This is a genomic window from Amycolatopsis sp. FU40, from assembly GCF_021903635.1.
GTDB classification, from domain to species: Bacteria; Actinomycetota; Actinomycetes; order Mycobacteriales; family Pseudonocardiaceae; genus Amycolatopsis; species Amycolatopsis dendrobii.
On sequence record NZ_CP091381.1, the window covers coordinates 9444127 to 9463731 of the forward strand.

16 protein-coding genes and 2 tRNA genes are annotated in these 19605 nt (G+C 67.8%); 10 read left to right on the forward strand and 8 right to left on the reverse strand.

All coding sequences use genetic code 11. The features are described from left to right. Positions 1–47 precede the first annotated feature (47 nt). The 3 genes from L3Q65_RS44745 to L3Q65_RS44755 all read left to right on the forward strand — a co-directional run bounded on the left by L3Q65_RS44745 (position 48) and on the right by L3Q65_RS44755 (position 3778). On the forward strand, positions 48–860 hold the full coding sequence (locus tag L3Q65_RS44745; RefSeq protein WP_237598341.1) for an ABC transporter substrate-binding protein: 813 nt from the start codon (positions 48–50) through the stop codon (positions 858–860). A 210-nt stretch (positions 861–1070) separates the two neighbouring features. Further along, on the forward strand, positions 1071–2735 hold the full coding sequence (cimA, locus tag L3Q65_RS44750; RefSeq protein ID WP_182892211.1) for a citramalate synthase: 1665 nt from the start codon (positions 1071–1073) through the stop codon (positions 2733–2735). A 272-nt stretch (positions 2736–3007) separates the two neighbouring features. Then, on the forward strand, positions 3008–3778 hold the full coding sequence (locus L3Q65_RS44755) for a fumarylacetoacetate hydrolase family protein (protein WP_182892210.1): 771 nt from the start codon (positions 3008–3010) through the stop codon (positions 3776–3778). Positions 3779–4468: 690 nt separating this feature from the next. Here the strand turns inward: L3Q65_RS44755 and L3Q65_RS44760 are convergent. Then, positions 4469–5707 carry an FAD-dependent oxidoreductase gene (locus L3Q65_RS44760; protein ID WP_237598342.1) on the reverse strand — a complete coding sequence of 413 codons (1239 nt, stop codon included), beginning with the start codon at positions 5705–5707 and terminating at the stop codon, positions 4469–4471. A gap of 1188 nt (positions 5708–6895) precedes the next feature. Here L3Q65_RS44760 and L3Q65_RS44765 point away from each other — a divergent pair. The 3 genes from L3Q65_RS44765 to L3Q65_RS44775 all read left to right on the forward strand — a co-directional run bounded on the left by L3Q65_RS44765 (position 6896) and on the right by L3Q65_RS44775 (position 8017). After that, the gene (locus L3Q65_RS44765; RefSeq protein WP_182892208.1) at positions 6896–7732 is read left to right on the forward strand and encodes an HAD family hydrolase; all 837 of its coding nucleotides are present in this window, start codon (positions 6896–6898) and stop codon (positions 7730–7732) included. A gap of 49 nt (positions 7733–7781) precedes the next feature. Continuing rightward, positions 7782–7853: transfer RNA gene (locus tag L3Q65_RS44770), tRNA-Gln, on the forward strand. Between the two features lie 91 nt (positions 7854–7944). Then, positions 7945–8017 (forward strand) — tRNA-Glu (locus L3Q65_RS44775). A gap of 71 nt (positions 8018–8088) precedes the next feature. Here the strand turns inward: L3Q65_RS44775 and L3Q65_RS44780 are convergent. Continuing rightward, positions 8089–9144, reverse strand: coding sequence for an FAD-dependent monooxygenase (locus tag L3Q65_RS44780; protein WP_237598343.1), 1056 nt, complete (start codon positions 9142–9144; stop codon positions 8089–8091). 85 nt (positions 9145–9229) lie between these two features. On the opposite strand from L3Q65_RS44780, the gene L3Q65_RS44785 reads away from it, so the two are divergent. After that, positions 9230–9718, forward strand: a complete 489-nt coding sequence (locus L3Q65_RS44785; protein ID WP_237598344.1) for a TetR family transcriptional regulator — start codon at positions 9230–9232, stop codon at positions 9716–9718. On the opposite strand, the gene L3Q65_RS44790 is transcribed toward L3Q65_RS44785, so the two are convergent. The 6 genes from L3Q65_RS44790 to L3Q65_RS44815 form a co-directional block, all read right to left on the reverse strand. Beyond that, the gene (locus tag L3Q65_RS44790) at positions 9715–10215 is read right to left on the reverse strand and encodes a MarR family winged helix-turn-helix transcriptional regulator (RefSeq protein ID WP_220507452.1); all 501 of its coding nucleotides are present in this window, start codon (positions 10213–10215) and stop codon (positions 9715–9717) included. The genes L3Q65_RS44785 and L3Q65_RS44790 overlap by 4 nt on opposite strands. A 155-nt stretch (positions 10216–10370) precedes the next feature. Beyond that, on the reverse strand, positions 10371–11279 hold the full coding sequence (locus L3Q65_RS44795) for a glycine betaine ABC transporter substrate-binding protein (protein ID WP_182892204.1): 909 nt from the start codon (positions 11277–11279) through the stop codon (positions 10371–10373). A gap of 33 nt (positions 11280–11312) precedes the next feature. Next, the gene (locus L3Q65_RS44800) at positions 11313–12197 is read right to left on the reverse strand and encodes a proline/glycine betaine ABC transporter permease (RefSeq protein WP_304504540.1); all 885 of its coding nucleotides are present in this window, start codon (positions 12195–12197) and stop codon (positions 11313–11315) included. Then, the gene (locus tag L3Q65_RS44805) at positions 12190–13416 is read right to left on the reverse strand and encodes a glycine betaine/L-proline ABC transporter ATP-binding protein (RefSeq protein WP_237598345.1); all 1227 of its coding nucleotides are present in this window, start codon (positions 13414–13416) and stop codon (positions 12190–12192) included. Before L3Q65_RS44805 ends, L3Q65_RS44800 begins: the two co-directional genes overlap by 8 nt. Positions 13417–14157: 741 nt before the next feature. Next, positions 14158–14781, reverse strand: a complete 624-nt coding sequence (locus L3Q65_RS44810; RefSeq protein ID WP_116206583.1) for an HU family DNA-binding protein — start codon at positions 14779–14781, stop codon at positions 14158–14160. A gap of 956 nt (positions 14782–15737) precedes the next feature. Beyond that, positions 15738–16439, reverse strand: a complete 702-nt coding sequence (locus tag L3Q65_RS44815; RefSeq protein ID WP_009074079.1) for an IclR family transcriptional regulator — start codon at positions 16437–16439, stop codon at positions 15738–15740. Between the two features lie 145 nt (positions 16440–16584). On the opposite strand from L3Q65_RS44815, the gene leuC reads away from it, so the two are divergent. The 3 genes from leuC to L3Q65_RS44830 all read left to right on the forward strand — a co-directional run bounded on the left by leuC (position 16585) and on the right by L3Q65_RS44830 (position 19519). Continuing rightward, positions 16585–18009 (forward strand): 3-isopropylmalate dehydratase large subunit, encoded by a 1425-nt coding sequence (leuC, locus tag L3Q65_RS44820; protein WP_182892202.1) that lies wholly within the window; start codon positions 16585–16587, stop codon positions 18007–18009. 23 nt (positions 18010–18032) lie between these two features. Then, on the forward strand, positions 18033–18635 hold the full coding sequence (leuD, locus tag L3Q65_RS44825; RefSeq protein WP_182892201.1) for a 3-isopropylmalate dehydratase small subunit: 603 nt from the start codon (positions 18033–18035) through the stop codon (positions 18633–18635). Positions 18636–18877: 242 nt separating this feature from the next. Continuing rightward, positions 18878–19519 (forward strand): HU family DNA-binding protein, encoded by a 642-nt coding sequence (locus L3Q65_RS44830; RefSeq protein ID WP_182892200.1) that lies wholly within the window; start codon positions 18878–18880, stop codon positions 19517–19519. The last annotated feature ends 86 nt before the right edge of the window (positions 19520–19605 follow it).

Consider the following 19605-nt stretch of genomic DNA (forward strand, 5'->3'; position numbering starts at 1 on the left):
AACCTCCTTCGCGGGTCGTGACGAATGACATCGGCATCACCGAGCTGATGTTCGCGCTCGGCCTGGGCGACCGGATGGCCGGTTACGTGGTCGACAAAGGACAGTCCGGCGGCGTGGCCTCGTCGCCGTGGAAAGCCGATTTCGCCAAGGTGCCCAAGCTCGCGGAGAAGATCAACCGTGAGGTGGTGCAGGGGGCAGGAGCGGACCTCGTGTTCGCGGGCTGGAACTACGGCTTCTCCGAAGCAACCGGGTTCACCCCGGACTCCCTCGCGAAGCTGGGCATCTCCAGCTACTTGCTCACCGAGGCGTGCCGCAACGGCAATGGCAAGCAACGGGGCATTATGCGACCGCTCGACGCGCTGTACACAGATGTGCGCAATCTGGGGAAAATCTTTGGGATCAGTGATCGTGCAGAACGTTTGATCGAAGAGTACCGCGCACGGGTCGCGGCTGTCACGAACGCGGTGCAGACCGGACGGCCGAAACCCCAGGTGTTCCTCTACGACGACGGCCGTGACCAGCCATTCACCTCCGGACGCAACGCGGGTCCGGACGAAATCATCACCAAATCGGGTGGTGCCAACATCTTCGCGGACCTCAACGACAGCTGGACCAGCGTCAGCTGGGAAGCCGTGATCCAGCGCGCGCCGGACGTCATCCTCATCAACGACTACAGCGGCGAGGTCGGCAGTGTGGCCGACAAGGAGAACTTCCTTCGTTCACGTCCTGGCCTGCAGGACATCCCGGCGGTGAAGGAAGGACGCTTCTTCGCGCTGCCGTATGCGGCTTTGGTGGAGGGGCCGCGAAATGCGGCCGCGGTCGAGGAATTCGGCCGCTACCTGGCGAATCTGCCCGGCTGACGGCTCTCAGAAGGTGGGATGCTTCGCCCGGAGCTTGGAAGCCGGGCGAAGCTGTGGCATGATGGCCGACATGACCGCCATCTCCGTCATTATTGCCTTGCGCGCCGGATAGAAGCTCCACAAGAGCTACCGGCGCGCAACCTCTCGCACCCATGCGGGAGGTTTTTTTGTTGCCTGGACCAGGTTCTGCCCCGCCACAAGGAGAACACCGTGACCCGCACGGAACCCGCCGGCACGCCGCTCGGCGATGCCTTCCACCTCTACGACACGACTTTGCGCGACGGTGCTCAGCGCGAAGGGATCACCTACTCCGTCACGGACAAGCTGGCCGTCGCGCGGCTGTTGGACGAGCTGGGTGTCGGGTTCATCGAGGGCGGCTGGCCGGGTGCGTTGCCGAAGGACACGGAGTTCTTTTCCCGCGCGGCACAGGGGGAATTGCCGCTCAAGCACGCCGCGCTCGTAGCGTTCGGTTCCACGCGCAAGGCGGGAACCGCGGCGGACAAGGATCCGCAGGTCCGCGCGCTTTTGGACTCGGCGGCTCCGGTCATCACCCTGGTGGCCAAATCGGACCTTCGGCACATCGAGCGGGCCCTGCGGGTCGACGTCGACGAGGCGTGCGCGATGGTGCGGGACACGGTCGCGTTCCTCGTCGGTGAAGGGCGTCGCGTTTTCCTTGACGCAGAACACTTTTTCGACGGATATGCCTTCTCTCCCGAAACCTCGCTGCGAGTGCTCGACGCGGCGGCGCACGCTGGTGCGGACGTTCTCGTGCTGTGCGATACCAACGGTGGGCAGTTGCCGCTAGGACTTGCCGAAACCGTAGGCGGGATCAAGGAAAAGACCGGATTCCGGCTCGGAATCCATTGCCAGGATGACACTTCCTGTGCCGTAGCGAATTCTGTCGCTGCGGTGCAGGCCGGCGCGACGCACGTGCAGTGCACCGCGAACGGCTACGGGGAACGGGCGGGCAACGCCGACCTGTTCGCCGTGGCGGGAAACCTCGTGACCAAGCTCGGAATGGAGGTCCTCCCGACCGGAGGGGCCGCCGAGCTCACTCGCGTCTCCCATGCTTTGGCCGAAATCGCCAACCTCGCACCCGACACCCACCAGGCTTACGTCGGGTCGTCCGCTTTCGCCCACAAGGCGGGGCTGCACGCGAGCGCGATCAAGGTGGATCCGTTGTTGTACAACCACATCGATCCGTCTTCCGTCGGCAACGGCATGCGAGTACTGGTCACTGAGATGGCCGGCAGGGCCAGTCTCGAGCTCAAGGGACGTGAACTCGGGGTCGACCTTGCCGGCCGGCCCGACGCATTGACGAACGCAGTGCGGAAGGTGAAGGAACTCGAATCGGAAGGCTGGTCGTTCGAAGCGGCCGACGCGTCGCTGGGGCTGTTGCTGCGTCGCGAGGTCGAGGAGGTTTCCGGCGAAAAGTCGGATCCGCCGCCGTTCGATCTCGAGTCGTACCGGGTGGTGCTGGACCACCGCCCGGACGGCGAAGTCGTTTCCGAGGCGACAGTGAAGGTGCATGTCGCGGGCGAGCGAGTCATCGCGACCGCGGAGGGGAACGGCCCGGTGCACGCCCTCGACGCCGCGCTGCGCCAGGCGTTGACGCCGTATCTGTCCTGGTTGGACAGCATTGAGCTGGCTGACTACAAGGTACGGATTCTGCCGTCGAATCCAGGTACGGACGCCGTCACGCGGGTGCTTCTCGAAACGAGTGACGGCGAACACGAATGGACGACGGTGGGCGTGCACGGCAACATCGTTGAGGCGAGCTGGCTGGCGTTGTGCGACGCGTTGGTCCACAAGAGCCTGGCGGTCGCGTCGGTGCAGTCGGCGCCTGAGCTGGGGGTGGCTGCTGTGGGCGGGTGATACCGGTTTGCTGGGCGCGTTGATGCTTTCGTGTCCGGCCTTCGTGTGGTGCGTATTGCGGCTCACAGTCGAAGTCGTTGGTGGCCGTTCGCGTTGGTGCTGAGGCTGGTTGTTCGGGTGGTCGTTTCTGGCGGGTGCGGAGGGTCCTTTCGCGCCAGTTTCGTCACGGTGGGTCAGCTGGTGCGAGGGGTCCGGTCGTGCGGAATGGAGCGAGGGGACCTGTCGCGCGCTCGGGGTGCGCGACAGTCGGTGGGGGTACGTAGACTGGTGCCGTGCGTCTAGCTCGTATTGCTCATCCCAGTGGTGTCGCGTTCGCTTCGATCGAGGGGGACGGCGACGATGCTCAGGTCCTGGAGATCGCGGAACATCCGTTCGGCCAGCCGAACTTCACCGGCAAGCGCTGGCCGCTGGCCGACGTCCGGCTGCTCGCGCCTATCCTGCCGTCGAAGGTGATCGCGGTCGGCAGGAACTACGCGAAGCACGCGGCGGAGTTCGGCAACGAGTTGCCGTCCGAGCCGATGCTGTTCATCAAGCCGTCCACGACGGTGGTGGGGCCGAACGCTCCGATCCGCCGTCCGTCGGACGTCGGACGCGTCGACTTCGAGGGCGAACTCGCGGTCGTCATCGGACAGCCGGTCAAGAACGTGCCCGCGGCCCGCGCGGCCAGTGCGATCCTCGGCTACACGGTCGCGAACGACGTGAGCGCGCGCGACCTGCAGAAGTCGGACGGCCAGTGGGGCCGGGCGAAGGGGTTCGACACGTTCTGCCCGCTCGGTCCGTGGATCGACACGTCGATCGACCCGTCCGACCTGGCGCTCCGCAGCGAGGTCGACGGCGAGCTGAAGCAGGACGGCCGGACTTCGGACCTCGTGCACAAGGTGCCCGAACTGGTCGAGTTCGTGTCGCGGGTGATGACGCTTCTTCCCGGCGACGTGATCCTGACCGGCACGCCGGAGGGGGTCGGTCCGATCGTCAACGGGCAGTCGGTGTCCATCACGATCGACGGCATCGGGACTCTGACGAACCCGGTTCAGGACCTCTGAACTGGCTGTCGTCGTTTTGTGGCGACAGTGGTTTGGAGGGGCGGGCTCGGACGTTGCCGCCCAGCAGCGACAGCGGCTCGGTGGAGTGGGTTCGGGCGTTGCCGTTTAGTGGCGAATCCCTGGTCGGGGTCGGTTTTGGCCGTCGGGGTGAGGCTGCGGTGGCTTGGGCTGTTGCCGCTCGGTGGCGAGCGGGTGGCTCGTGCCAGGGGTGGTGGCAGCCGTTGCCGTTGAGCGGCGACAGGCGATCGTTGCTTGAGCGGTGGGCGGCGGGTGCTGTTGCCATTGAGCGGCGAATGGCGGCTGGTGCCTCACTTGGTGAGTGGTAGGCGTTGTTGCCGCACGGCGGCGAGAGGCGATCGCTGCTCGGAAAGGGGAGCGGCGGGGGCTGTTGCCGATGAGTGGCGACATGGTGGTTGGCGCTTCGCTTGGTGAGCAGTCGGCGCTGTTGCCTCGGAGCGGCGAAAGACGGTCGGTGCTTGAGCTGCCTAGTGGTCGGCGTTGTTGCCGGTAGGTGGCGAGAGCGCGGCTGATGGTCGGGTGGCGAGTCTGCGGCGCTGTTGCCGCTGGGCGGCGAAAGTGCGTTGCCGTCGTCTGGCCCTGGCCCACCGGCGGGTGCTGCCGGTGGGCGGGTGCGTCGGCGCAGGCGAGAGGTGCTCGGCGTTGCCAGTTGGTGGCGAACCCGGTCGCGGGTTAGCGGCTGGCTGGTTCTGCTGGACGGCGGGCGAAGGCTGGGGCGGATTCGCGGCGGATGCCTACGCCGATGAGGTACGCCGGAACTCGAGAGAGTTTCGGAAAGCGCTTGAGCAGGGCGATCAACTGGGGCGGGGGACCGTCGGCGTGGCCGGTCATGACGGGACCCATCACGCGGCGGTGGAGCAGGCGCTGCAGTCCTTGAACGGCAACGGTCGGCAGGAGGCGACGGCGGCGGACGGCGGTGAGGTCCTTTTCGGTTGGCTTGCCTCGGAGGAGCGGGTCGGCCAGCAGCCTCGCGGTGGCGACGGCGTCTTGGACTGCCAGGTTGATTCCGACACCGCCGACTGGCGACATCGCATGGGCGGCGTCTCCTATGCAGAGCAGGCCGTCGACGTGCCAGCGGCGCAGGCGGTTGAGGCGGACGTTGAGGAACTTGACGTCGTCCATGGACTTGAGTTCGTGCACGCGGTCGGCGAATTCCGGGCAGACCTCGGTGACGTCGCGGCGGAAGCTTTCGATGCTGGCGGCCTTCAGGTCTTTGCCCTTCGGCGTGAGGTAGGCGATCTGGTAGTAGCCCTTGCGCGGCAACGGCACCGCGAAGCGGTGGTTGCGCATCCTCGGCACCAGCGCGGCTTCCTGTTCTTCGGCCTTCCGGGAGAGACGGAACCACCAGGCGTCGAACGGGGTGTAGTACTCGCGCGGGGTGAGGCCGGCTGAGCGGCGGGCCAGTGACCAGCGTCCGTCGGCGGCGATGACCAGGTTGGCTTTCAGTTCGCCTTCGGTGCCGTCGGCGGTGCGGTAGCGGACGCCGGTGACTCGGCGGCCCGAGCGGAGCAGGCCGGTCATTTCGGTTTCGAGCCGCAGGGTGAAGGTCGGCTCTTTTTGCGCTGTCTCGGCGAGCAGGTCCAGGAAATCCCATTGGGGGACCATCGCTACGTAGGGGCGGGGGACGTTCAGCAGCGACATGTCGGCGATGGTCAGGGCGCCGCCGTCGGGAGTGGGGAGTCCGACCGCGGTCACCTTGGTGTGCGGCAGCGCTTCGAATTTCTCGCCCAGGCCCAGTTCGTCCAGGAGCCTGAGCGTCGACGGGTGGACGGTGTCGCCGCGGAAATCGCGGAGGAAGTCCGCGTGCTTTTCCAGCACGGTTACCGCTACGCCTGCTCGGGCCAGGAGCAATCCCGCCACCATGCCCGCCGGTCCGCCGCCGACTATGACGCAGCCCGTGTGCTCAGTCATCGTCCCCAGCTCCCCTCTTATTCATCATCTGTTGAATAAGTTGAGGATGCACCTTGGGCGGAGGGTGCGTCAAGTCGGCCGATGGGGTGGGCCGGGTGCTGGCGGGGAGTTGGGGAGTGGCAGTCGAGGGGAGGGCGATGCGAGAGGGGTGAGGTGCGGGAAGGGGGCGGACAGGAAGGGGGCGGACAGGAAGGGGGCAAGGCTAGGTGGACCGGGGGGGCGGGCAGGTGAAGCAAGGCGAGGCAAGGAGGGTGGAGCGAAGGCGAGGCGGGGTCAGGAGGGCGGAGCCAAGGCGAGGCAGGCAGGGAGAGGCGAAGGGAGCAGGGAGAAGCGAAGGAAGCAGGGAGAAGCGAAGGAAGCAGGGAATCGGGAAGCAACGGAGGAAGGAGCAGGCGGCGGATGGCTGCGGGCGGGATTGAGGGGCTTCAAGCGGGTGGGGATTGCTTCATAGGAGACGGGCAGCGAAGGCGGGACCGTGGGCATGTTTGCCCACCGGGGATCGTGGTGAGGATCGGCTGTTGTGGTGCCCTCGGGAAGTGAGGGAGGCGAGGGGAAGTGACGGGAGGCGAGGGGAGGAGGCGGGAAGCGAGGGGCGCGACGGGAACTGGCGGGAAGCGGGGGGAAGAGGCGGGAGGCGGGGGAAGAGGGGAGGCAAGAGGACGGGGCGGGAAGCGCCACTGGCTGGTGCCGACAGTGCAGTTGATGTACTCCGCAGGAGGCCAGAATGTGGGGAGTTTGCGTAATGGCCTGTGGTTCACGTATGTGGATCTCCGGCGGGATGGGGGACGCCGCCATCTGGTCGGAATGAGCGGGGCGGGGATATTTCCGGAAAGAATTTCGGGTGGTTGGTTCGGTCGCGGAACTTATGCGTGGTTGTTGTTGCTTTGAGGACAGTCAAGGCTGAGGGGTGCCGACTCCGGGGCGGCGAAAGGGTTATGGCTACAGGGTTCTCGGCGCGGACGCGAGGGGCGGTGGTGTCGGCCGCGGGGGAGAGCGTTCGGAATTGGTAAGTTTTCGAGGGGAGCGTGGAGTAAGCGTCTTTCACTCGCTCGGCCCTCTGGGGTGGTGGTGAACGTCACCGGGCGGACACTTTGCGCACCGGGGGTAGAGCCGGTCAGCGGCAACAGCTCTGGGGTAATCACCTTTTTGGCCGCGTTGCGAACGCGGCGAGTGCCCTAGCCTCACGGGGTGGATTTCGCCCCGGCCGCTCTGTCGCGCGCTCGTACTGCCCCGCCGGCCGCTGCCGGTCGCGAACCGTGGGCGCCTCCTGAGTTGAGCCTGGTTTGCCTCGACATCGATGACACGTTGATCGACTGCACCGCCGCGATCCGGCGCACGCTGCACGCGCTCACGGGGCGCGACGATCTTTGGCCGTTGTGGGATTTGATCACCGAGGAGCACGTCGCGCTCGTTGTCGCGGGGAAACTCGGTTACGACGTCATGCATCACCGGCGTACTGAATGTTTCCTCGCCGAGTTGGGGATCTTCGGCGACTCCGCGCAAGTGAGCGCGTTCGAGGCGCGCCGGAGGGAGATTTTGGCGCGGTCCTGGCGGTTATTCGACGACGTTCTTCCCTGTCTTGAATGGCTGCGGGCCGCGGGGCTTCAGCTGGCCGCGGTGACGAACGCCTCAGGGGTTCATCAGCGGCAGAAAATCGCGGAACTGGGGCTGGCGCCGTTTTTCGACCATGTCGCGATCGCGGGCGAGGTCGGGGTCGCGAAACCCGATCCGGTGATGTTCGGTTCGGTCTGCCTGGCGCTGGACTGCCCGCCGGAGCGCACGGTGCACGTCGGGGACAAGCTCGACACCGACGCGATCGGCGCGTTCGGCGCGGGACTCGGCGCGGTCTGGCTCGATCGCGACGGGACCAGTCGCACCGGCGAGCGGGCTCCGGAGGGGGTGCACACCGTGAGCGGGCTCGACGAGCTTCCTGAGCTGCTGGTTTCGGAGTACGCGACGGTCGGCGTGCCCGCCCCGCGGGCGGCGGGGACCCCCGCTGCGACGGTCCGCGGCGGGATGTTCTAGTATTTCTTCTCGTGCGGCACTGACCTGGGCAACCGGGAAAGTACCTCACTGGGGTATGGTGTAATTGGCAGCACGACTGGTTCTGGTCCAGTTAGTCTAGGTTCGAGTCCTGGTACCCCAGCTGCAAGAGAGGACCCCCTCTCGGAAGTGCGAAATCGCTTCTGGTAAGTTCTCTCTCGCAAGAAAAGCCCCGGAAACGGGGAAGTTCCTAAGCCCCCGTCGTCTAGCGGCCTAGGACGCCGGCCTCTCACGCCGGTAGCGTGGGTTCGAATCCCATCGGGGGTACAGTCAGCCCGGTTGATCAGTACAGATCAACCGGGCTTTGTTGTCTGTGCTGGTATCGGGGAAAGCAAAGATCAATCCGGTGCGCCGCCGAACATCGCGGCCGCTGAGCGGCCATTCGCCTGGTTTTCGGTCACATACGGCCGGAGTTCGGCCTCGTACCGAGCGAAGGCCTCCGGGTATGCCGCGGCCGTCAGGTGCCGGGCCAGTGAACGGGCGCCGAGCAGGGCTTGCGAGGTGCCCATGCCCGCCGTGGGCGCGGCGCAGTATCCGGCGTCTCCCACCAGGGCGATGCGGCCGGTCGACCAGTGGTCCAGGTGCACCTGGGTGCTCGAGCTGAAGTAGAAATCCGAAGCCTCCGACATCGCCTCGAGCAGGCGAGGCGTGTGCCAAGCGTCACCGGCGAAGGCGGCGCGTGTCGCTGCTTCCTGCTCGGAGCGGGGGAGGCGGTCGAGGGCTCCCGAGGTCGTTCCGAAGGACAGGCTCACGGTGAGACGGTCTGGATCTGCTGAGCTGAACAGGTAGACCGCGGTGCCGTCGGCGGTGCGGAGGAGGCCGCTGTGGTCCAAGTCCAGGAAGTTCGGCATGGTGAAGCCCGCGCCGGAGAGGCCAAGGTGCTGCAACACCGCTGAGTGCGGGGCGAAGGCCAGCTGGCGGACCTTCGAGTACACGCCGTCCGCGCCGAAAACGAGGTCGTAGGTCTCCGTGGAGCCGTCGGTCAGTTCCGCGGTCACGGCGGCCTCAGTTTGCGTCAGCGCCGTGATCGAGGTGCCGAAGCGGTACTCGACATGATCGACAGTCAGGTCGTACAGCAGCTCGTTCAGGACGTGCTTCGGCACCTCCAGTTCGCCCGCGAAAGCTTCGGCGGGCAGCAGGTCCACCTGGGTGCCGTCGCGGTCGACGATGGCGGTGCCGGTCATTTTCGTGTCGTGCTGGCGGACGTCGTCGAGGATGCCCAGTTCGGACAGGACATCGAAGGCGGCGCCGCGGAAATCCACGGCGTAACCGGTGTGCCGGAGGGCGGGGGCGCGTTCGACGATCGTCACGCGGTGGCCGGAGCGGGTGAGGAGTTCGGCGAGGGTGGCGCCGGCCACGCCGGCACCGGAGATCAGGACGTTCGAGGAGGCCATGGGAGAGACCGTAGCCGGTGCTTGACCATTTGGTCAAACCATCCGGATAAACCATCTGGGCAAGAATTCGGCTAGGCTGTGCGCCATGGGCAATCGCGAGGATCTGATGGCCGGGGCGAAGCGCTGCTTGATCGAGCGGGGCTGGGGCAACACGACGGTGCGCGACATCGCGGCCGCGGCGGGGGTCAGTCACGCGGCGATCGGCTACCACTTCGGGTCGCGGGACGCGTTGCTGACGCAGGCGCTGGTGGCGGCGGTCGACGAACTGGGCGGGCAGGTCGCGGATTCGTCGTTCGATCTTTCCGAGCAGGGACTGCAACGGCTGATCGACAGCTTCGGCGAGCACCGCGCGTTGTGGGTCGCGCAGCTTGAAGCGCTCGTGCAGGCCGAACGGTCATCGGACGTGCGCGGGCACCTCGTGCAGGGGTTACGGGAGGCGCGCGCCGGGGTCGGCGGAGCGGCGCAGAGCGCGTTGGTGATCGGGCTGATGGTGCAATGGCTGCTCGATCCGGAGGAAGCTCCGTCGGCGAAAGAAGTGACCGACGGAATTCGCGCGGTGGCGGCGGAAATTTAGACCCAGACGGCGTCGGCCGGATTTCCGGCGGGCGGTTCGCCGCCGGCTTCGGCGAACGCGGTCAGCGCGTCGACCAGGCCGCGGCGGGCCGATTCGGGCATTTTCGCCACGATGGCGGCGATTTCGCGACGCCGCCGCTGCGTGACGGCGCGCACGATTCGGTCGCCTTCCCGGGTGAGTTCGATGACGACCTCGCGCCGGGACGACGGATTGCCCAGCCGGGCGACCAGCGCGACGGCGACCAGGCGGTCGATCATCCGGCTCGCGGTGGACGGCGTGACACCGAGATGTTCGGCGAGCGTGGCCTGTTTCAGCGGGCCGCGGGAGTGCAGCACCACCAGCAGCCGGAATTGCGGCACCGTGACGAGGTCGCCGACGGAGGCGATGGACCGCGCGGACACCGCGACGAGCAGCCGGGAAGCGGTGAGCACGGCTTCGGTGACCGCGTCGACGTCGTCGGGTACGTCGGTGCGGGCAGAAATCGGCGCGCGAGACATGTGCCCAGTGTGCCGCATCGCGCGGCGGATTCCGCTCGATAACGGTGCTGGGCAACGAATCAGGGGGAATCGGGCCACTTCAACTGCCCCGCAGGTTGAAAAAGAAACGACCCCGCCGTCCCGGCGAACGGGAGGCGGGGTCGTCCGGCGCTGGTTCAGAGACCGGCGAAAGCCTGGTCCACGAACTGCTTGTGCTGATCCGCCCACTGCTTGGCGGCGGTCTTCTCCTGGCCCTTCGGGGCCTTCTGGATCGCGTCCTCGAGCGAACCGAGGTCCGCGTCGGACATCTTCAGCTTCTTGGCCACGCCGGCGAGCGCCGGGAAGTCCTTCTCGAAGCCCTTGCGGCCCAGCGCGTGGATCTGCTCGCCCTTGCCCATCGCGCCCTTCGGGTCCTTGAGATCCTTGAGCTGGTAGCGCGAGTACGCCCAGTGCGGGTGCCACAGCGTCACGACGATCGGCTTCTTCGCCTTGATCGAGCTGTCGAGCGCGGCCAGCATCGCGGTGGTCGACGAGTTCTGCAGGGTCATCGCGCCGTCGAGGCCGTACTGCGGGATCGCGTCCTTCTGCACGATGCCCGTCTCGCCCGCGCTCGCCTCGATGCCGGTGATCTTGCCGCCGAACATGCTCGCCTTGTCCTTGAGGTCGGCGATGCTGTTGACGTCGCTCACGTAGTTCGGCACGGCGAGGTTCAGCGTCGCCTTGTCGTACCAGACGCCCAGGTCTTCGAGCTGGTTGTGGTACTGGTCCCAGTACTGCTTGTGCGTCGCGGGCAGCCACGAGTCGAGGAACAGGTCGACGTCGCCCTTCGCGAGACCCGCGTAGATCGGGCCGACGTCGAGCATCTGCGTCTTGACCTGGTAGCCCTTCTCCTCCAGCACCGCCTGGTACAGGTTGGTGAGGGCGACGTCCTCGTCCCAGTTGATGTAGCCGATGGTGACGCTCTTGGCTTCCTGGCTGTTGCCCGACTGGGACTCCCGGCCGCCGCACGCCGCGGTGAGGCCGACCAGGGCCGTCACGGCGGCGCCGATGGCGATGATCCGGCCGAAGCGTTTCGATGTGCGCACTCGTTCGTCCTTTCTCGTTGCGGTGGAGGTGGATCAGGCCGCGTCGGACCGGCGGAGGGCGCGGCCCACCGCCGAGCGCGCCCCGAGCGAGGAGGTGAGCCGGTCGAGGTAGATCGCCAGCACGACGACGCTGAGACCGGCTTGGAAACCCAGGTCCAGCTTGAGGCTCGTGACCGCGGCGTACACCTCGGCGCCGAGTCCCGGCGCGCCGACCATGCCGGAGATCACGACCATCGACAGCGACAGCATGATGATCTGGTTGATCCCGGCCATGATCGACGGCATCGCGAGCGGGATCTGGATCTCCCGCAGGATCCGCCGCGGCGGCGAGCCGAACGCCTCGCCCGCCTCGACCATTTCCGGGTCGACCTGGCGGATGCCGAGTTCGGTCAGCCGCACGCCCGGCGGCAGCGAGAACACGACAGTCGCCACCACGCCCGGCACCGCGCCGATCGAGAAGAAGAAGATGACCGGGATCAGGTACACGAACGCGGGCAGCGTCTGCATGAAGTCCAGCACCGGCTTCACGATCCGGCTCACTGTTTCGTTGCGCGCGGCCGCGATCCCGACCGGCACCGCGATCACCACCGCGACCACGCCGGAAATCAGCACCTGCGACAGGGTCTGCATCGCGGACGGGAATTCGCGGAGGCTGTCGATGAGCGCGAACCCGATCGCCGAGCCGAGGCCGAACTTCCAGCCGCGCAGCCACCAGCCGAGCGCCGCGAAAATCACGAGCAGCACGGGCCACGGCACCCAGGTCAGGGCCGAGGAAAGTCCGTTGATCGCGCCGCTGACGACGGTTTCGACGAAATCGAAGAACGGGCCGATGTTGCCCTGCAGCCAGTCGATGATCGCCTTGAACCAGGTGCCGACGGGAATCTGCGGCAGATCGCCGAAGAGGACGCTGTCAGACACGGGCGTTCACCTCCTGTTCGTCGTTTTCTCCTGAGCTCAGCGCGTTCAGCAGCGCCTCGCGGGTCACCGCGCCGAGCAGCACGCCGCCGTCGTCGACCACCGCGAGCGGCGCGGGCGCGGAAGCGGCGTGGCCGAACAGGTCGGCCATCTGGGTTTCCGGGGCGGTGCGCGCGGCGGAACGGTCGACGAGCCCGGCGATGGTTTCCGTGCCGCGGTCGGCGGCTTCGCTCACCGTGCGCCGGTCGACCGCGCCGGCGAACTTGCCGTCCTCGGTCACCAGCACGCCCGAGAGTTCGTTCCGGCGCATCGTTTCCAGCGCTTCGGCGACGGTCGTGGCCGGGGTGAACGAGATGTCCGCGGGCGCCATCACGGCGGACGCGGTGAGCACCCGGGAACGGTCGACATCGCGGACGAACTTCGCGACGTATTCGTCGGCCGGTTCGGTGAGCATCTCCTGCGCGGTCGCGACCTGCACGATCCGGCCGTCGCGCATCATCGCGATCCGGTCGCCGAGGCGCATGGCCTCGTTGAGGTCGTGCGTGATGAACACGATCGTTTTGCCCAGCTGCCGCTGCAGCGTCAGGAGCTGGTCCTGCATCTCCTTGCGGATCAACGGGTCCAGCGCGCTGAACGCCTCGTCCATCAGCAGGATCTCGGTGTCCGCGGCCAGCGCGCGGGCGAGGCCGACGCGCTGGCGCATCCCGCCGGAAAGCTGACCGGGCAACCGGTCCTCCCATCCGGTGAGCCCGACCATCTCCAGCGCTTCGGCGGTGCGTTCGCGCTGCCGCTCGCGCGGAGCGTTCTGCACGCTCAGCCCGTAGGCGACGTTCTCCGCGACCGTGCGGTGCGGGAACAGCGCGAAGTGCTGGAACACCATGCTCATCCGCCGCTGGCGCAGCTCGCGCACCTGTCCCGCGGACTTGTCGGTCAGGTCGATGTCGTCGACCAGCACCCGGCCGGAAGTGGCCGGGAGCAATCCGTTCAGCGTGCGCAGCAGGGTCGACTTGCCCGAACCGGACAGTCCCATCACCACGAAAATTTCGCCGCGCTCCACGGTGAAGGAGGCGTCGATCACCGCCGCGGTCACGCCGGGCAGCTCCAATTCGGCGCGGTCGGCGCCGTTCTCCAGCTTGCCGACCGCTTCTTCCGCCCGGCGGCCGAACACTTTGTACAGCTTCTCCACACGAACTATCGGCACAGTCGTCTCATGTTCTCGCATTCGGGGTCCTTGCCGGGCGACATGATTGCATAGACCAACACTGATCGGAGCCGATCGCGCGACCGGTTCACCGATGACGGCCGGTTTTCGTGGCCCGGCACCCACTTTCGCCGGCGCGGTGCGCGCGCTCGCGAGACACCGGTGCGGCAGCGGGGAAAAGACGGTGTGCGCTGGCGAAACCAGTCCGGATTCGCCTGTTCGCCCGACTGGATTACCTGCGGCCACGGTGTGTGGTTGTCACGTTCGCATAACAACCCGAAAGTCTGTTGTGGACCTTGCGTGGCCTGGGTGATCGCGGACACCCGACGGCCACGCTTGGTGGCGAGCCGGGCACAGCAAGGAAACCCCGGCGACCGCTTCGCGCGGGCGTTCGCAGTTGCTTGGGGGAACAGGTGATCGACTGGAGACGGCCGCGAGATGGCCGATGTGATCGGGAAAACGGCGAGCAGTTTCGTCGATTTCCTTCGCGCTGCGCGGATGTGGCCCGGCGGGGACAATGCCCGCCGCCCGGACCCGGTTGTCGTACCGGCTGTCGCTTCGCGGTCCGCGAGATCCGGACGGGCAAGCGCGCCAACGGATCTTGGCGGCGCTCTGCCGCCGCTTCGGAATCGGCGCGGGCTGCGCGGTTTGCTCCGAATGCCGGACAGTGCGCGCGGGGCGGGAAAAAAGGGCAGAGATGCGGCAAGCCCCGCCCGGGGAGAAGCCGGGCGGGGCTTGCGGTCAGGTTCCGGGGAACCGGAGTTACTTCTTCTTCGCGGCCGAGGTGCGCTTGGCCGGAGCCTTCTTCGCGGTCGCCGTGGTCTTCTTGGCGGCCGGCTTGGCGGCGGCCTTCGCCCGCGTGGTGGTGGCCTTCGGAGCCGCCTTGGCCGCGGTGGCCTTGGTGGCGGTCGCCTTGGCGCGGGTGGTGGTGGCCTTCGCGGCGGTGGCCTTGGCGGGAGCCTTGGCCGCGGTGGCGCGGGTGCGGGTGGCGGCCGGCTTGGCAGCGGCGGCCTTGGCGCGAGTGGTGGTCGTCGCCGTGGCGCGGGTGGCGGTCGCCTTCGCGGTGCTGGCGGTCGCACGCTTCACGGCAGTCGCCTTCGGCAGCTTCTTGGAGCCGGAGATGACGTCCTTGAACGTGGTGCCCGCGCGGAACGCCGGAACGTTGGTCTTCTTGACCCGCACGGCTTCGCCGGTGCGCGGGTTGCGCGCGGTGCGGGCGGCACGAGCGCGCTTTTCGAAGACACCGAAGCCGGTGATGGTGACCTTTTCGCCCTTGTGGACGGTGCGGATGATGATGTCGACGAGACCGTCGACGGCTTCCGCGGCTGCCTTCTTGTCGCCGATGCGCTCCGACAGAGCTTCGATCAGCTGGGCCTTGTTGGCCATTCCAGTTCCTCCAACCAGAACTTGTTTTATACGGCCATACAGGCCGAACGCAGTCATTATCACCCATAGACTTCGCAAGTCCAATCGGGACCTGCCTTTTTCGTTGCCGTGTCGGGTAACCGGACGGCGGGCGGGAGGCTCGAAGCGCCGGATTCTTTCACTGGCCGGAAGACCCGCGAGAGTGCTTGCGGCACCGGCAAAGTCGCATGTAGACACCCGCTGTCCTGCGGTTTTGCCTTTTCTTGCGGGTTCGCGGCCGGCTGCCGCGCGGCCGCTCGGACGACCTCCGAAGGGGCCGGACGGTCTACTGAGGACGATCGAAAACCGCGCGAAAAAGACTGCCTCGCACGGGCGTGGCGGAGCGGCGGGCCGGGCGGCGGAGGCGTTCCCGGGGGCGGGTCGCCGGCGGCGGGGAGCTCTGCCGGGCGGGCTTGCGGGGCGGTGCGTTCGGCCGGGTCGCTGCCGCGGTGATGGCTGTGCCGGAGGAATCGCGCGCCGGGCGAAGACGTTCGCGGTGCCGGGTTCGCGTTCGGCGGTGCTTTGGGTTCGATCGCGGGGTGCGTTGAGCGGCGGGTTCTCGATGGGCCGCATCGGTGGGGATCGTTTGTGCGAAAGGCGGCCTCGCGCAGGGGCGGCTGGAGTCGGCTGCGGCGTGCGTTGAGGGGAGTGCGTTCGTGTCGAGGGAGGGGTGCCGATGCGAAAAGGCTGTCTCATGCCGGTGTGGTGACGAGGCAACTGGAGCCAGTTGCGGCGTGCGTTGAGGAGAGTGCGTTCGCGTCAGGGCGAGAGGCGTCGGGGCGAAAGGCCGCCTCCCGTCGGAGAGGCGACGAGGCGGCTGAGGGCAGTCGCGGCAATGCGTTGCGGAGAGGCCGTTCGTCTCAAGGGAGAGAAAAGGCCGCCTCCCGCCGGGGTGGCGGAGAGGCGGCCTGGGGTTGGCGCGTGGTGGGAGCCGGGCGTCAGAGGCGTTCCTGGAGCGCGTCGGCGGCGGCGAGGAGATCCGCCGCCCACCGGGCGCCGGGCTTGCGCCCTATGCGTTCGATCGGGCCGGAGACCGACACCGCGGCGACGACCGTGCCGGAGGAATCGCGCACCGGGGCCGAAACGCTCGCGACGCCGGGCTCGCGTTCGGCGACGCTTTGCGCCCAGCCGCGGCGGCGCACCTCGAGCAGAGTGCGTTCGCCGTAAACCGCGTCGGCGAGGATCGTCCGCTGCGTGTGCGGATCCGACCACGCGGCAAGGACCTTCGCGCCCGAGCCCGCCGTCATCGGCAGGCGCGAACCGATCGGAACCGTGTCGCGCAAACCGCTCGGCGGTTCCGCGGTCGAAACGCACACGCGCTGCACGCCGTCGCGCCGGTAAAGCTGAACGCTTTCGCCGGTGATGTCCCGAAGCTTCGGCAGCACCGAACTCGCCGCGTCGAGCAACGGGTCGGTCGAACCGCCCGCGAGTTCGGCGAGCGCGGTGCCCGGCCGCCAGCGCCCGTCCGGCCCTCGCCGCAACAGGCGATGCACTTCGAGCCCGACCGCGAGCCGGTGCGCCGTCGCACGAGGAAGCCCGGTGCGCGTGCACAGTTCCGCCAGCCCGCACGGGTCCTCGGCGACGGCCTGCAGCACGGCCACGGCTTTGTCCAGTACTCCGATACCGCTATGCTGTCCCACGACGCGATACTATCTTCCCGCAGTGTGGGAAGTCCAGAATCTGGGAAAAACGAAACCCGGGCCCGCGGCCAGCCGCGGCTCGCCCCTCCTCACCGGCTCTGTCCGGGTTCCGTGCTCCCGGCCGATCCCGTGGAAGGAGCCGGAGATGACCAGCCCCACCGGCAAGGCTCGTACGCTGGCGGAGAAGGTGTGGGACAGCCACCTCGTGCGCCGAGGCGAAGGCGCCGAACCGGATCTGCTCTACATCGACCTCCACCTGGTGCACGAAGTGACCAGCCCGCAGGCGTTCGACGGACTGCGGCTGGCCGGGCGGCAGGTGCGCCGCCCCGACCTCACCATCGCCACCGAGGACCACAACGTCCCCACGGTGGACATCGACCTCCCGATCGCCGACCCGGTGTCCCGCACCCAGGTCGACACGCTTCGCCGCAACTGCAAGGAGTTCGGCGTCCGGCTGCACCCGATGGGCGACGCCGAACAGGGCATCGTGCACGTGATCGGACCGCAGCTCGGGCTGACCCAGCCGGGCACCACCGTGGTGTGCGGCGACAGTCACACCTCGACGCACGGCGCGTTCGGCGCGATGGCCTTCGGCATCGGCACTTCCGAGGTCGAGCACGTGCTCGCCACCCAGACGCTGCCGCTGCGGCCGTTCAAGACGATGGCGATCAACGTCGACGGCACGCTGCAGCCGGGCGTCACCGCGAAGGACGTGATCCTCGCGGTGATCGCCCAGATCGGCACCGGCGGCGGGCAGGGCTACGTCCTCGAGTACCGCGGCAAGGCCATCGAAGACCTGTCGATGGAAGCCCGGATGACCATCTGCAACATGTCGATCGAGGCGGGCGCGCGCGCCGGCATGATCGCGCCGGACGAGACGACCTTCGCCTACCTCAAGGGCCGTCCGCACGCTCCGAAGGGCGAGGAGTGGGACGCCGCCGTCGCCGCCTGGCGCGAGCTGCGCACCGACGAGGGCGCGGAATTCGACGCCGAAGTCCACCTCGACGCGGACCAGCTGACGCCGTTCGTGACGTGGGGCACCAACCCCGGACAGGGTCTGCCGCTGGGCGATTCGGTGCCGGATCCGGCCGCGATCCCGGACGAGAACGCGCGCTTCGCCGCCGAGAAGGCGCTGTCCTATATGGATCTGAAGCCGGGCACCCCGCTGCGCGAGATCGCGGTGGACACCGTGTTCCTCGGCTCCTGCACCAACGGCCGGATCGAGGACCTGCGCGCCGCGGCCGAGGTGCTGCGCGGGCGCAAGGTGGCCGATTCGGTCCGGATGCTCGTGGTGCCCGGTTCGATGCGGGTGCGCAAGACCGCCGAAGAGGAAGGCCTGGACAAGATCTTCGCCGAGGCGGGAGCCGAATGGCGGCAGGCCGGTTGCTCCATGTGTCTCGGGATGAACCCGGACCAGCTCGCCCCCGGCGAGCGGAGCGCGTCCACCTCCAACCGCAACTTCGAGGGACGGCAGGGCAAGGGCGGCCGCACGCACCTCGTCTCGCCGCTCGTGGCCGCCGCCACCGCCGTGCGCGGGACGCTGTCCTCGCCCGCCGACCTGCCCGCCTGACCGCCCCGAGAGGAGCTCCCACCATGGAACCGTTCACCCAGCACACCGGGATCGGGGTCCCGCTGCGCAGGTCCAACGTGGACACTGACCAGATCATCCCGGCCGTCTACCTCAAGCGCGTGACCCGCACCGGATTCGAGGACGGGCTGTTCGCCGCCTGGCGCGCGCAGGAGGACTTCATCCTCAATCAGGAACCGTTCAAGAATGGCTCGGTGCTCGTCGCCGGACCCGACTTCGGCACCGGTTCGTCGCGCGAGCACGCCGTGTGGGCCTTGATGGACTACGGCTTCAAGGTCGTCATCTCGTCCCGTTTCGCGGACATCTTCCGCGGCAACTCCGGCAAGGGCGGCCTCGTCGCCGCGCAGTGCGAGCAGTCGGATGTCGAACTGCTCTGGAAGCTGCTGGAGAACGAGCCCGGCACGGAGGTGTCGGTGGACCTCGAAGCCAAGACCGTGCGGGCCAAGGACTTCACCGCGCCCTTCCAGATCGACGACTACGTCCGCTGGCGGCTGCTCGAAGGACTCGACGACATCGCGCTGACTCTGCGCCACGCGGGGGACATCGACGCGTTCGAGTCCCAGCGCCCTTCGTGGAAGCCCGCGACGCTGCCCGCCGCGACCTCCTGACCTGCGCCGCCGGGTCCGGATTCCCTGCTCGGAAAGGGAATCCGGCCCCGGCCGGCCCCCCGCACGCCCACGCCAAACGGAGCCTCCCGGACCCGGAAACGGGTCCTTCGGGAGGGCGGAACCGTTCCCGCCGCAAGGGAAAATTTCGCGTGCCGTTTGGAATTTGTGCTGTCTTGGTAATACCGTGTGCGTTAGCCGGCCGACCTGGCCGTGGACGAAGAGTTCTTCTTGGAGGGACTGGAATGGCCAACAAGGCCCAGCTGATCGAGGCGCTGTCGGAGCGTCTGGGCGACAAAAAGGTTGCTTCGGAGGCCGTCGACGGTCTCGTCGACATCATCATCCGGACGGTCAACAAGGGCGAAAAGGTGAACATCACCGGCTTCGGGGTGTTCGAGAAGCGCGCTCGTGCCGCCCGCACCGCGCGCAACCCGCGCACCGGCGAAGCCGTGCGGGTCAAGAAGACCAACGTTCCGGCGTTCCGCGCGGGCACCACGTTCAAGGACGTGATTTCCGGTTCGAAGAAGCTGCCGAAGGCCACGGCGGCGAAGCGGGCCACCGGCACCACCGCGCGCGCCACGACCACCCGCGCCGCCTCGACGACCGCCACCCGCAGCACCCGTGCCACGGCGGCGAAGCCCGCTGCCACGCGCACTCGCGCCACCGCGGCCAAGGCTCCCGCCAAGGCCACCGCCGCCAAGACGACGACGCGCGCGACGGCCGCGAAGTCGACCACCACCCGCGCCAAGGCGGCCCCGAAGGCCACCACCACGCGGGCGAAGGCCGCCGCCAAGCCTGCCGCCAAGACCACTGCGGCAGCGAAGAAGACCACGGCCGCGGCCAAGAAGGCCCCGGCGAAGCGCACCTCGGCGGCCAAGAAGAAGTAGCCCCGGTATTCGTTGCTTCGCGGCAGGGCCCCGACCTCGGATGAGGTCGGGGCCCTGCCGCGTTTCCGGGGGTTGGGCGGATGAAT